Annotated in this window: 12 protein-coding genes; 9 read left to right on the top strand and 3 right to left on the bottom strand. The window is 38.0% G+C overall.

From position 1 onward, the window contains the following. Window positions 1-360 precede the first annotated feature (360 nt). Both GKP30_RS21640 and GKP30_RS21635 read left to right on the top strand, forming a co-directional pair. Window positions 361-1,734 (top strand): sigma-54 interaction domain-containing protein, encoded by a 1,374-nt coding sequence (locus GKP30_RS21640; protein WP_216831548.1) that lies wholly within the window; start codon window positions 361-363, stop codon window positions 1,732-1,734. A gap of 161 nt (window positions 1,735-1,895) precedes the next feature. Then, window positions 1,896-2,690, top strand: a complete 795-nt coding sequence (locus GKP30_RS21635; RefSeq protein ID WP_216831547.1) for an enoyl-CoA hydratase/isomerase family protein — start codon at window positions 1,896-1,898, stop codon at window positions 2,688-2,690. Window positions 2,691-2,727: 37 nt separating this feature from the next. Here the strand turns inward: GKP30_RS21635 and GKP30_RS21630 are convergent, their stop codons facing one another. Next, window positions 2,728-3,522 carry a hypothetical protein gene (locus GKP30_RS21630; protein ID WP_216831546.1) on the bottom strand — a complete coding sequence of 265 codons (795 nt, stop codon included), beginning with the start codon at window positions 3,520-3,522 and terminating at the stop codon, window positions 2,728-2,730. A gap of 310 nt (window positions 3,523-3,832) precedes the next feature. Here GKP30_RS21630 and GKP30_RS21625 point away from each other — a divergent pair, with 310 nt between their 5' ends. The 5 genes from GKP30_RS21625 to GKP30_RS21605 are packed head-to-tail and all read left to right on the top strand — an operon-like array spanning window position 3,833 to window position 8,810. Continuing rightward, on the top strand, window positions 3,833-4,597 hold the full coding sequence (locus tag GKP30_RS21625; RefSeq protein ID WP_216831545.1) for an enoyl-CoA hydratase/isomerase family protein: 765 nt from the start codon (window positions 3,833-3,835) through the stop codon (window positions 4,595-4,597). Between the two features lie 37 nt (window positions 4,598-4,634). Next, window positions 4,635-5,477, top strand: a complete 843-nt coding sequence (locus tag GKP30_RS21620; protein ID WP_216831544.1) for a 3-hydroxyacyl-CoA dehydrogenase NAD-binding domain-containing protein — start codon at window positions 4,635-4,637, stop codon at window positions 5,475-5,477. Window positions 5,478-5,513: 36 nt separating this feature from the next. Further along, entirely contained in the window at window positions 5,514-6,662 is a 1,149-nt protein-coding gene (locus tag GKP30_RS21615) for an acyl-CoA dehydrogenase family protein (protein WP_216831543.1), read from the top strand. Next, complete coding sequence (locus GKP30_RS21610; protein WP_216831542.1) at window positions 6,663-7,361, top strand: alpha/beta fold hydrolase; 699 nt, start codon at window positions 6,663-6,665, stop codon at window positions 7,359-7,361. Between the two features lie 18 nt (window positions 7,362-7,379). Then, window positions 7,380-8,810 (top strand): NAD-dependent succinate-semialdehyde dehydrogenase, encoded by a 1,431-nt coding sequence (locus GKP30_RS21605; protein WP_216831541.1) that lies wholly within the window; start codon window positions 7,380-7,382, stop codon window positions 8,808-8,810. Between the two features lie 246 nt (window positions 8,811-9,056). Here the strand turns inward: GKP30_RS21605 and GKP30_RS21600 are convergent, their stop codons facing one another. Both GKP30_RS21600 and GKP30_RS21595 read right to left on the bottom strand, forming a co-directional pair. Further along, window positions 9,057-10,328, bottom strand: a complete 1,272-nt coding sequence (locus GKP30_RS21600; protein WP_216831540.1) for a BaiN/RdsA family NAD(P)/FAD-dependent oxidoreductase — start codon at window positions 10,326-10,328, stop codon at window positions 9,057-9,059. Between the two features lie 334 nt (window positions 10,329-10,662). Continuing rightward, window positions 10,663-10,752, bottom strand: coding sequence for a YjcZ family sporulation protein (locus GKP30_RS21595; protein WP_407928653.1), 90 nt, complete (start codon window positions 10,750-10,752; stop codon window positions 10,663-10,665). A gap of 172 nt (window positions 10,753-10,924) precedes the next feature. Between GKP30_RS21595 and GKP30_RS21590 the strand changes: the two genes are divergently transcribed. After that, complete coding sequence (locus GKP30_RS21590) at window positions 10,925-11,326, top strand: secondary thiamine-phosphate synthase enzyme YjbQ (protein WP_216831538.1); 402 nt, start codon at window positions 10,925-10,927, stop codon at window positions 11,324-11,326. A gap of 68 nt (window positions 11,327-11,394) precedes the next feature. Then, a complete protein-coding gene (locus GKP30_RS21585; protein WP_216831537.1) occupies window positions 11,395-13,035 on the top strand; it encodes a putative polysaccharide biosynthesis protein in 1,641 nt (546 codons plus the stop codon). Window positions 13,036-13,206 lie beyond the last annotated feature (171 nt).

Here is a 13,206-nt window from a genome sequence, read left to right as displayed (position 1 = left end):
AAAACTTAAAGATAGTTCTCATCCTAATATTATTAAAATATAACATTAAAGGCAGTAAGAGTTTTAATCTGTGGCTCTTTTCTCAAGGTACTTTTTTAAAGGATTGTTGCTATTAGCTATTGGACCGTTAACTTAGCGTAAGCTTGGTTCTTCACGCCTTGCGTGAAGGTTTTTGAAATAATTAAGTAGTTAGAAAATACAAAATATTTACTTTACTTTTTGGATTTGATTGACATTAATCTCCTAATTAAATAAGATTCAATTAAACTATGAAAATGTTCGGATACAAACTACATTTGCGCTGCTTTTTATAGACATGTTAGCAAATGGTCTTAACCTTTTCGATTGGAGGGAGTCCTAATGAAATTAGAACATCATTTACTATCGATCCTAGAATCTCTTCATGATGCTGTAATCGTCGTATTAACAGATTATACGGTTTCATATGTTAACAAAGCCTATACTGAACAGTTCAACGTGCCAAAAGATAAGATCATCGGAAAGAATTTACATAAAATTGAAGAAAGTTCACGAATTATTGAAGTCATAAAAAGTGGAAAACCACTGATTAATGATTGTAGTTACGTTCACTCTTTAAAGAAAGATGTATGCGCTAACATAACGCCGTTAATGGAAAATGGAGAAATGATTGGCGTTGTCACAATAATGAAAGATATTAGTGAAGTTACTCATTTAGAAGAAGAATTGAAGAAGTATAAGACATACTCAACTGAATTAAGAAAACAGCTAGATAGAAGAAATTTCTCATTGCTAAATAGTAGTGTTTATAAAATGAAGACCTCTGTCTCGCTAGCCAAAAAAGTAGCTGCAACAGACGTTACGATCATGCTATATGGAGAAAGTGGTGTTGGTAAAGAAGTATTTGCAAAAGCAATCCATGAAGCAAGCACTAGACATGATCAACCATTTATTCCAATAAATATTGCATCGATTCCAGATAATTTATTTGAAAGTGAATTGTTCGGTTTTGAGGAAGGTTCTTTTACAGGGTCACGAAAAGGCGGCAAAAAGGGATTAATTGAATTAGCAAGGGGTGGGACATTATTTTTAGATGAAATTGGGGAAATGTCTTTAAATGTTCAAGCGAAGCTCCTGCGTGTTATTCAAGAACGTTCGTTTCACAAGGTTGGTGGAACGAAAGCTATTCCAATGGATGTACGTATTATTTGTGCAACGAATCGGAATTTAAGTGAGGAAATAAAAAAAGGGACTTTCCGAGAAGACTTGTATTACCGAATCAATGTAGTTCCAATCACCATTCCTCCGCTTCGAGATAGAAAAGAAGATTTACCATTTTTAGTCGAGAATTTATTACATCAATTAAAGTCTAAGTATGGAAAACATGTTAGCGTAGATGAGGACATCATCGTTGCCTTAAAACAGTACGATTGGCCTGGGAATGTCAGGGAGCTTTATAATGTACTCGAACATATGGTAGCTGTTTGTCCGAGATCTCATTTTGTTATTGATGATATTCCAGACTATATTAGAGAAGGAACAGACAATAAACGTTCAGAGCCGCCGCTATTTCAAAGAGAGCGTGTTGAACTCAGGACGACAAATTATCAGCTACACGAAGCTTTAGAAAATACTGAGAAAACGGTCCTACAGCAAGTCATAAAAGTAAGTAAAAATCGCTCTGATGCTATTAATAAACTGGGGATCAGTAGAAAAGCGTTTTATGCAAAATTAAAAAAATACGATATGATGTAATGTCGGTAAATTACTAAGGGAGTCTTCGCCACTAGATTGTATTGAATAAATTGTTCTTTTTTTTGCTATTCGAACCCAAGTATTATTGTCTACCAATTTTGGCACGTAATTTGCATAATGATAAGTGAATTTACTTAAAGAGACAAAAGGGGGAGAAGGAATTGCGAGTTCAAATTCAAAGAATGGAAGATGACGATGCCAAGATCACGTATCAAGAAACTGCCGGTTTAGCGATCATTAGTTTAAGTCGCCCTCATTCAAAAAATGCATTAACATCGAATATGTGGACACAATTATCAGAGATTGGGGCCAAAATATTAGACAATCCCAAAAATAAAGTGGCGATATTAAGGGGAGCAGGGGAACAGTTTACAGCAGGATCAGATATTAAAGAGTTTCATCAAATGTCAGTTGATGAAGCTGAAGCTTCTTTTTTACTTATGGAAAGAGCGATCTCCACATTTGAACAATTGCCTATCCCAACTATAGGCGTAATCAATGGTCCAGCGATGGGGGCGGGTTTAGAGCTTGCACTTGCATGTGATATTAGAATTGGTTCAAATAAGACGAGAATGGGGATTCCGGTCGGTCGGTTAGGAATTACCTTAAATAATAAATTTGCCCAGCGTCTAGTTGATTTAATTGGGCCGAGTCGAACGAAAGATTTAGTTTTCACAGGTCGACTATATGATGCTGAAGATTGTAAAAGCTTAGGCTTAATCAACTACCTCGTTCAAGAAGAAAAGCTCGATCGCTATGCGATTCGCATGGGGAGATTAGTTGCCTCTCAATCACCAGCTTCGCTAAAGGCTATTAAACGATCTGTTGCTAACTGTGTTAACAGTGTAGAAGAGTTGTGGCAAGGAGAAACATCATTCGTTGACCCGCATGATTTCCCAGAAGGGGTTGCATCGTTTGTAGAAAAGCGCCCACCTAATTTTAAAAGAAGACTATAACAAAGACACCGAAGGACTAACACCCCTTCGGTGTTTACTATTTAACGAAATGAATATGAATGGAATGAAGTTCTAAGTGCAGATAGTTATGAAAAGCTTGTTGAACTCTGGATTGAATATCTTCACCAATATCTTGGAGCGTTCGTTGAAGTGGATGGTGTAGACTGACCGTTAAATCGACGGTAGGCAGTGCAGTCATTTGAACGTTTACTTGTTGGCATTGTTTAACTTCTAGAGGCTGCTCGCATTCATAAGCAGCAATTGAAGTTAATACTTTTTTAGAAATTTGAATAGAGTTAGAGTCAAAATCAGGATAAACGACGGTCGTTTCTCCAATCACTTCCTCTTTTTGTGAGAAGATTTTCATTCCTTGTTTAATGAGTCGTTTAAAAAAGCTTTGCTCCACTTGTTTATGTGGGATTGGAATTACATGCTTCCCTTGCGTTAAGCGTACGTATAATGCCATTTTAATTTCTCGCGATGAGCGGATTTCGCTAACGTCAATAAGGTGATCAATTTCACCAAGCTCCAAAGTCGAGCAAATTCGTTTCACCATTTTTGGAGAAGTACCGATGATAAGTATTTTGGAAAGGTTATATATTTTTATGGCTTCTTGAACCTCTTTTTTATGCTCTTCGAAATGAAACGTTGCTCTCTTAACAGCGGTAATATAGTTTTTCTCGAACTTTGCTGAAGTACCAGCTACTTTTTTCCCTCGAACAATTAATAATCCATCATCAATGATTGCAGGGATATTTTTTTCATAAGCGAATGAGAGAGCGCTTGTACTTTTACCCGTCCCACTAGGACCGCTTAATGCATAAATGATCATAAGTTCACCACCTTTTAAGAACTGTCAATTAGATATTGTTCATAGAGTTGAAGATTTAGAATATTTAATAAATGCAGTGATTTTCATTCATTATACTTAAGCTTTTATTATGCAGCAAGCAGTTGTCTTTGCACAAATTGAAATGTTTCTAAAGGAAACTGCTGTTTCTTTAGGGAACACTGATTGTTTCTATAAGAAACAAAGTTAAGGTGACTATCGTCTTTCCAGTGTTTAAATAAAGTTCTGAATTTTGGCATAGTTTTTGCAATGAGATATTGAAATGTTTAAACATAACTAGGAGGGGTATACGATGACAAAAGTAAATTACGAGGTAGAAAATCAAATTGGAACAATCACAATAGATTCACCTCCAGTCAATGCGCTTGAAAAACAAGTACTTGAGGAGTTATCAGAGATTGTTAATAACATTAGTGAAGATGTGAATGTAATTATTATTACAGGAGCTGGAAATAAAGCATTTGTTGCTGGTGCGGACATTAAGGACTTTCCTAATTTAACAGCTGATACAGGGGTAGAGCTCGTAAAGAAAGGCCAGCAAATCTTTCAACAAATCGCAGACCTTGAACAGCCTGTAATTGCTGCAATTGATGGATTTACACTGGGCGGTGGTTTAGAGCTAGCGCTTGCTTGTGACTTTAGAATTGCAACAAGCCGTTCGCAATTTGGTTTGCCAGAAGTGAAGCTAGGAATTTTACCTGGATATGGCGGAACACAAAGATTACCACGATTAATTGGTAGTGGAAAAGCGAAGCAGCTTATCTTCTCTGGTGAATTCCTTTCAGCTGAAGAGGCTTATAAAGTGGGTATTGTTGAAGAAGTAACAGAAGAATCAGCACTAGACGAAGCGAGAAAATGGGCGGAGAAAATCTCAAAAAGAGGCCCATTAGCTGTTAGAGCTGCAAAGAAAGCAGTAAATGAAGGGCTTGATCAGACGTTAGAAGAAGGATTGCATACGGAAGCTACATATTTTGGGACGTTATGTGACACTGAAGATAAGAATGAAGGCGTCGCAGCATTCTTCGAAAAAAGAGAACCAAATTTCACTAGAAAATAAGACTTATAATATATCGATAAATTAGGAGGATACTAGAATGAAAAAAATTGCTGTTATTGGATTTGGAACTATGGGTTCAGGCATTGCTCAAGTGTGTGTAGAAGCAGGTTATGAGGTTACGGGTATTGAACAAGAAGCTGCATTTTTTGAAAGAGGCTTAAAGCAAATTAATAAAAACTGGAGCCGAGCTGTAGAAAAAGGGAAAGTAACTGAAGGACAAGTTGAAGAGTTTCAAGGTAGACTTTCAACATCTACCGATTGGCAGGTACTTGCAGAGATGGATTGTGTGATCGAAGCCGTTAATGAAAATATTGAACTGAAAAAAGAGATTTTTAAGAAAGTCGATAAAATTGTAGGCAGTGAGACATTAATCGTAAGTAATACATCAGGTTTAAGTATTACAGAAATGGCTAGTGTTATAGAGGATCCTAGTCGTGTAATGGGATTCCACTTCTTTAATCCAGTACCAGTTATGAAATTAGTTGAGTTAATTCGTGGTTATGATACTACAGAAGAGACATATGAAAAATCAAGAGCGTTGGTAGAATCTCTTGGAAAAGAAGCGATTGATGTGAAGGAAGCTCCGTTATTTGCGGTAAACCGCATCCTTGTACCAATGATTAATGAAGCCATCTTCGTTTTACAAGAAGGAATTGCAAGTGCAGAAGATATTGATAAAGGTATGAAACTAGGAGCTAACCACCCGATTGGACCATTAGCATTAGCTGATTTAATTGGCTTAGATACTTTATTATTCGTCCAGGATTCTCTTTATGAAGAAACACAGGATTCAAAATACAGAGCAGCACCTTTATTGAGAAAATTAGTAAGAGCTGGTCACCTAGGTAGAAAAACGGGTAGAGGCTTTTACGATTATTAAGAAACAATGATTATCAATATAAATGGGGGAGAAGCGATGAGTTATTTTGAATTATCGGCCGAGCATCAGCAAATTAAACAAGAGATTCATAGATTAGCTCAAGAAAAAATTAAACCACGTGCGATGGAAATTGATGAAGAAGCACAATATCCATGGGATGTATTGAAGCTTGTTTCTGAATACGGATATATCGGAGCAAACATGCCTGAAGAATACGGCGGTGCTGGGTTAGATTTACTTAGCTTTTGTACGATAGTAGAAGAAATTGCCCGTGTTTGTGCATCATCTTCACAGGTCGTTGTGGTCCAAGAACTTGGGGCTTTACCGATTATTATTAGCGGAAGTCATGAGTTAAAGCAACGTTTTCTCCCAGATGTTGCTTCAGGAAAAAAGGTAATTGCTTATGCGTTAACGGAGCCAGGTGCCGGTTCTGATGTAAAAAGCCTTAAGACACGTGCGGTAAAAGACGGGGATAGCTATGTTTTATATGGTCAAAAAATGTTCATCAGCAATGGTGGGGTTGCTGATCTATACACCGTATTTGCGCAAACAGAAAATGGCATATCAGCGTTTGTCGTTGAAAAAGATACTCCAGGATTTGAAGTCGGTAAGTTGGAAAAGAAAATGGGTATTAAAGGTTCACCGACTGCTCAACTATTCTTTGAAAACTGTCGTGTTCCAGCTGAAAATATCATCGGCGGTGAAGGGGAAGGTTGGATGGCGGCTATGAAAACCTTTGATAAGTCGAGGCCAACCGTCGCTGCGCAAGCGCTTGGTATCGCTCAAGGTGCTTTAGATGCTGCTTTAGAGTATGTTCAAGAACGAGAACAATTCGGTAAGCCGATAGCTTCTTTCCAAGGTGTACAATTCATGTTGGCAGATATGGCGACACAAGTAGAAGCTGCCCGTGGTCTCGTATACCGTGCAGCAGCAAAAGTAAATGATTTAACGGCAACAGGTAAAAATCCGGAACTTACGCAAGCTTCATCGATGGCGAAAATGTTTGCTTCTGATGTAGCAATGAAAGTTACAACAGATGCTGTACAATTACTAGGTGGCTATGGTTACATTCAGGAGTACAATGTCGAGCGAATGATGAGAGATGCTAAGATAACTCAAATTTATGAAGGTACAAACCAAATCCAACGTTTAGTTGTTGCAAGAAACTTACTAGGAGGGAAATAAATGAAAGTATTATTTATTCACGGTGCTGGTGGTTCAAGTAGTAAGTGGAGAAAGATGAATGAATATTTGCCAAACCTTTCGTTCGAGAGCATTGATTTACCAGGGCACGGATCTAATCAAGAAGTGATCGCAGAGTCAGTTGAAGACTATGCTAAACGCTTATCTGATACAATTACAGAAGACGTTATTGTTGTAGGTCATTCAATGGGCGGAATGGTAGGTATCGAACTAGCAGCTATTAACCCTCATGTAAAAGGACTCGTTCTTGCTGCATCTTATTACGAACTACCTGTTCATCCGAAAATTATCGGTCAATTAGAAATCGGTCAATTTCCTGAATTTCTCTTCTTAGCTTCATATAGCAAATCGACAGATGAAAGCTTAATGACTGAAGAGAAAGCAGAGTTAGATCAAACGCCAGTATCAGTTGCTTTAAATGATTTTAAAGCGTGTGATTTATATAAAAACGGAAAAACGACAATTTCTCAATTGACACTTCCTATTTTAGCTCTTTATGGTGATGAGGATAAATTGCTACCTCCAAACGCTCAATCAGAAATTGTTAATGCCAATGAAAATGTTCAGTTAGAAGTCATTTCAGGTGCAGGGCATTACGTGCAACTAGAGAAGCCAAAACAGTTTGCACAGCAAATTGAAGCTTTTTGTGAACAAGTAAAAAAAGCAGTAAACGTCAAATAAACAGTAGGAGCGATTATTGTGTTGTATATTAATGGAAAATGGCAGCCGACAGAAAGCGGGAATACTTTTTCTTCGTTTAACCCAGCTACTGGTGAAGTTCTAGACACTGTGGCGAATGGGACAGCTGAAGATGCGATGAATGCTATTTCTGCTGCTGAAGATGCATTTGAAGCTTGGTCCACATTAACCGCTTATGAACGGTCTAAATATCTTTATAAAGCCTATGAATTGATGATCGAAAAGAAAGATCAGCTAGCAGTGATGATGTCAAAGGAGCAAGGGAAGCCATTAAAAGCAGCAAGAAATGAAGTCCAATACGGTGCGGATTTTCTCTTGCTGTATGCTGAGGAAGCGAAGCGAGTAAATGGTGAAATTTTACCTTCTCCAAGAAAAGACCAACGATTTATGGTGCTACATCAGCCTGTAGGTGTTGTTTGTGCGATTACACCATGGAACTACCCCATTTCAATGATTACTAGAAAAATAGCTCCAGCGATTGCAGCGGGATGTACAGTTGTATTAAAACCAGCTGAACAAACACCGTTATGCGCAGTTGAAATGTTTAAGGTGTTTGAAGAAGCTGGACTGCCTGCAGGAGTCGTAAACTTAGTTACGACTGAAAAGCCAGAGGAAGTTGGTCAAGTGTTTTTAACACATAAATCCGTCAAGAAGATTACGTTCACGGGGTCAACAGAAGTTGGTAAATACATTGCCGAACAAGCTGGGAAACAAGTGAAGCGAGTTTCGATGGAACTCGGCGGCCATGCCCCATTTATCGTGTTCGATGATGCAGATCCAGTTCATGCTGCAAAAGGTGCAACGCTAGTGAAGTTTTTAAATACGGGTCAAGCTTGTATTAGTCCAAACAGGATCTTTGTCCACAAAAGTATTATTGACAAGTTCACTGAAACATTTGTGGAACGTGTAAGTAAAATGAAAGCAGGTAATGGCCTAGAGGAAGGCATTTCAATTGGCCCGCTCGTTGATACGCAAGCTCTAGAGAAAGTCCATAACCAAGTAAGTGATGCGACGAGTAAAGGAGCTAAAGTGGCAATAGGTGGTGAGCGTCTTGTCAGTGAGGCCCTTCATAAAGGGACGTTCTATTCACCAACTGTATTGACTGATGTTGATGAGTCGATGACTATTTATTATGAAGAAACATTCGGTCCTGTAGCTCCAATCATTCCGTTTGAAACGGAAGAAGAAGTTTTAAAGATGGCAAATGACACAGATTATGGATTAGCCGCCTACGTCTATACAAATGATTTAAAGCGCGCTATGACAATGTTTGAAAAGCTGAAGTTCGGAATTATCGGAATAAATGATATCAATCCGACAGCAGCCGCAGCTCCATTTGGAGGTATGAAAGAAAGTGGACTCGGACGTGAAGGTGGCAAGGAAGGTATTCACGAGTATTTAGAAACAAAGCTCGGAGGCTTTTCGATATAAAGATGAATGAGGCTGGTATCAGCCTCATTTTTTCGTTCATCCACATAAATTTACAAACGATGATAAAATTTTTGAGAAATCTAAATAACTTTGTCGGATTGTCTCGTTTTTTGTGAATAAGCTTGTGGGTAAACAGAAAACTTATTCACAAGCTAAATATTATGTAAGGAAATCGCTAATTTACCGCAGATAATTTATACACAAATTATCAGTGTTTTTATCCACAGGTTGTGTATAACTTTGTGGTTAACTGGTCGTTTTCCTAGCTCCTGCTGAAAATCCAGCCGTATAGCCAGTGGAAAAGGCTGCGGTAATATTGTAGCCTCCTGTATATCCGTGGATATCTAATACTTCCCCACAAAAATACAATCCTTGCTTCTTTTTTGACTCCATCGTTTTCGGGTGAATTTCTTTTACTGAAACGCCACCGCCTGTTACAAATGCTTTTTCAATGGGTAATGTTCCATTTACCTCAAACTTAAATTCTTTAATGAGCTGTGCCAGCTGTCTAAGAGGTTCATTACCAATATTTGCACAGCTAGTTCCTAAATCAATTTCTAATTTTTCTAAAATAAAGGTTAAAATTCGATCAGGTAAGTATCCTTTTAGTACATTTTTTACAGCTTTTTTTGGTTCCTCTTTTAGGAGTTTACGTAACTCTTGAAAAACTTCTTCCGCTGATTTAGTAGGGATGAGGTCGATACTCATAACAACCGAATTCGATTTATCTTTCTGTTTCTTTAATTCTTTGACGACATATTGACTACACCTCAAAACAATAGGGCCAGAAATGCCAAAGTGTGTAAAGATCATATCACCTTCATGAGTCTTAATTATTTTTCCTTTCGCATTTATGACTGAAAGCTCAACATTTCGTAAAGAAAGACCTTGCAACACTTTCTTTTTGATAAATGGTTCATCAGAAGTTATCGGTACTTCTGTAGGGTACAAATCAGTAATTGTATGGCCAGCTTTTCTTGCCCAAGGATATCCGTCACCTGTTGAACCTGTATGAGGAACACTTTTACCACCTGTAGCAATAATTACGTTTAGCGCATCAATCGTTTCCCCATTTTCTAATGTAACTCCGAGTACCTTTTCATCATCATAACGAACATTTCTTACTGGAGAATGTGTTTTAATTTTAACTCCAAGCGTTTTAACTCGATCTATCAGCGTACGAACAACGGTAGAAGCCTTATCGCTAACGGGAAACATTCTTCCGCGATCTTCTTCTTTTAAACGAATACCTAACCCTTCAAAGAATTGAATAATATCCTCATTATTAAAGACAGAAAAAGGGCTGTGCATAAACCGACCATTTCCAGGAATATGAGCAATTAATTCGTCAAGAGCCATACGGTTTGTAACGTTGCAGCGACCTCCACCAGAAATTCCAAGCTTTCTGCCCAGTTGATCACCTTTGTCAATCAACAAGACATTCGCTCCTTGATTAGCAGCCGCAATTGAAGCCATCAGACCAGAAGGCCCACCGCCAATTACAATAACATCATACATACTTTTATACACCTTTCATTCATGTTTTTTATCTTGAATAACATAAAAAGTCTTAATTTAAGCATTGTTACCACTTATCTAATTCAAGAGTTTATCATGATATCTAGACTTGTTGGTAATTGTTTCACTTTTAGAGCAAAATATACTATCGTACACCCATTATCAGTTAATTGGATCTAATATATATAGACTACAGTAGTATAGTATACGAAACCAGCCTTTAGAAAAGAGCCAGCACCATAAATGAACGCATTAAAAAGGCGCCTAAAAATTAGACGCCTAAGTTAAGAGAGGTAATATTTATATTCAGTGTTTGAACTCCCAATTATCTTGATTAGTAGACGTAAGCTGTACCGATTATGATTAACAAGATAAACAGGACTACGATTAACGCAAAGTTAAATGAATGTTTATATGCGCCCATCATATACACCTCCTTCTACCCCACTTAGTACAACTTATGCAAAAAGTCACAATTCGCAATAGGTGATAAGCGGAAAGTACTAAATCCTGACCATATTCAAGCTAATAACATTGATCATAAAAAAGGAGATTAGTACAATGAAGAAATGGTAGCTTTTGAAGGGGGATTAAACATGTTAACGAAATTATCGATAAAAACAACTAAACGAGATGAAATGATTGATATTACAGATGAAATAAGACAATTTGTTAAAGATGTCGGTGTAAAGGACGGTATAGTCATGGTTTATTGTCCACATACAACTGCTGGCATTACGATTAATGAAAATGCTGACCCTGATGTAAAGCACGATATGTTGATGAGACTAGATGAAGTCTATCCGTGGGAGCATTCCAAGTATCGTCATATGGAAGGAAATTCAGCTTCTCATTTAAAGGCTAGCACTGTGGGATCCTCACAGTCTGTCATTATCTTTAGTGGAGATCTCGTATTAGGACAGTGGCAGGGAATATACTTTTGTGAGTTTGATGGTCCAAGAAAAAGAAATTATTTTATTAAAATCTTAAAAGGTTAACTTGATACTTTGTAAAAATACGGTAGACTGTATATGTTCAGTTCGTTTTAATTTATCAGGAGGACACTATGTCAGACTCAAAACTTATTCGCGGGACGATGATCCTCACGGCCGCAACATTCATTTCTAAAATTCTTGGTCTAATATATATTTTTCCGTTCAGTGCTATTGTTGGGCAGCAAGGTCTGGCATTATACGCTTATGGTTATTTACCATATACGGTCATACTTAGTCTAGCAACAATGGGAGTACCGTTAGCCGTTTCTAAATTTGTCGCTAAATATAACGCACTTGGAGACTATTATACGGGAAGAAGGCTGTTTAACTCTGGGTTAATCGTTATGTCCATTACGGGATTTATCGCCTTTTTAATGCTGTTCTTTATGGCACCCGTTATTTCGACATTAATCATTAAAGATCCTAGTGAACTTCAAGGAAACTCCATGGATGATATGATTTTTTCGATCCGAATGGTTAGTACAGCATTAATTATTGTTCCGATCATGTCTGTTATCCGCGGCTATTTCCAAGGATTTCAATCGATGGGTCCAACGGCTGTATCACAAGTTGTTGAACAAATTGTTCGGATTATTTTTATTTTAAGTTTAACGTTCTTGATTGTCGGTGTATATCAAGGGGGGATTGGCGTAGCCGTTGGTTTTGCAACATTTGGAGCCTTTGTGGGAGCCATAGGTGGTCTGGTTGTTCTATTAGTTTATTGGTTTAAAAGAAAAGAGCTATTAAATCGCCAATTGAGTGAGAGTACAGTTGATCATAAGATCCCGCTTAAAAGCATGTACAAGGAGCTTATTTCATATGCTTTACCTTTATCATTTATTGGTCTAGCTATTCCGCTATATCAACTTATCGATTTATTTACGTTCAACCGTGCGCTAATAGCGTCAGGTGTTTCACAGGCGGAAGCAGAGGTTGCTTTTGGTGTATTCTCGCAATCATCTCATAAACTAATCTTAATTCCAGTGGCATTAGCTACGGCGTTTTCGATAACGCTAATTCCAACGATTACTAAATCGTTTATAAATGGCGAAGAGGAAGTACTGCGAAATCAAATTACACAAACGTATCAAATCATATTATTCCTAACGATCCCTGCGGCGGTAGGATTGTCAATCTTATCCTTCCCAGCTTTTGGTGTCCTTTTTGGATTTGAGGATGTTGAAATTGGCGGAAGTATATTGCGTTATTATGCTCCGATTGCGATTTTCTTCTCGCTGTTTGCTGTGACGTCCGCTATTTTACAAGGGATGAATAAGCAAAAGTATGCAGTGATTGGATTAGTTGTTGCCCTAGTGGTAAAGCTTGTTTCAAACTGGTGGGCCATTTATTTATTAGGCGCAGTAGGCGGGGTGTTAACAACCTATATTGGATACGCGATTGCGATTGCCGTTAACGTTTGGGCGATTGGGAAATTTGCTAATTATGATTATCGTTTTATTATTAAGAGATTTTTACTCATTTCCATATTTGTAGCTGTGATGGCGTTTGTCGTTGTAATCGTTAAACATTTACTAGAAATGCTATTCCCGATGACAAACTGGACGAATGCGTTAATTGTTTTAGTTCCATCCATAGCGGCTGGTGGACTCATTTATTTATTTTTAACGGTCCGCTCACATTTAGCAGGACAGATACTCGGCCATCGTTTTTCTTTCCTACGTTGGAAGAAAAAGAGAACAGAAGTACAGTAGGGAGAACGACAATGGAGCCCGAGAGCCGTATCAGAAGGAGAGGGCGGTCACTAAAGCGAGTGAATAGAGCCCGAGAGCGGTATCAGAAGGAGAGGGCGGTCACTAAAGCGATTGAATAGAGCCCGAGAGCGGTATCAGAAGGAGAGGGCGGTCACTAAAGCGATTGAATAG

It is taken from the genome of Alkalihalobacterium elongatum (assembly GCF_019024285.1).
In the GTDB taxonomy this organism is placed as follows: domain Bacteria; phylum Bacillota; class Bacilli; order Bacillales; family Bacillaceae_F; genus Alkalihalobacterium; species Alkalihalobacterium elongatum.
Note: the sequence above shows the minus strand (reverse complement) of the source record. Positions and strands in the feature narration are given on the sequence as shown.

Excerpts from the sequence above, each read along its gene's own strand:
- GKP30_RS21640 (WP_216831548.1), top strand. The coding sequence starts at position 361 with ATGAAATTAGAACATCATTTACTATCGATCCTAGAATCTCTTCATGAT.
- GKP30_RS21630 (WP_216831546.1), bottom strand. The coding sequence starts at position 3,522 with ATGATCATTTATGCATTAAGCGGTCCTAGTGGGACGGGTAAAAGTACA.
- GKP30_RS21625 (WP_216831545.1), top strand. The coding sequence starts at position 3,833 with ATGACAAAAGTAAATTACGAGGTAGAAAATCAAATTGGAACAATCACA.
- GKP30_RS21620 (WP_216831544.1), top strand. The coding sequence starts at position 4,635 with ATGAAAAAAATTGCTGTTATTGGATTTGGAACTATGGGTTCAGGCATT.
- GKP30_RS21615 (WP_216831543.1), top strand. The coding sequence starts at position 5,514 with ATGAGTTATTTTGAATTATCGGCCGAGCATCAGCAAATTAAACAAGAG.
- GKP30_RS21610 (WP_216831542.1), top strand. The coding sequence starts at position 6,663 with ATGAAAGTATTATTTATTCACGGTGCTGGTGGTTCAAGTAGTAAGTGG.
- GKP30_RS21600 (WP_216831540.1), bottom strand. The coding sequence starts at position 10,328 with ATGTATGATGTTATTGTAATTGGCGGTGGGCCTTCTGGTCTGATGGCT.
- GKP30_RS21595 (WP_407928653.1), bottom strand. The coding sequence starts at position 10,752 with ATGGGCGCATATAAACATTCATTTAACTTTGCGTTAATCGTAGTCCTG.
- GKP30_RS21590 (WP_216831538.1), top strand. The coding sequence starts at position 10,925 with ATGTTAACGAAATTATCGATAAAAACAACTAAACGAGATGAAATGATT.
- GKP30_RS21585 (WP_216831537.1), top strand. The coding sequence starts at position 11,395 with ATGTCAGACTCAAAACTTATTCGCGGGACGATGATCCTCACGGCCGCA.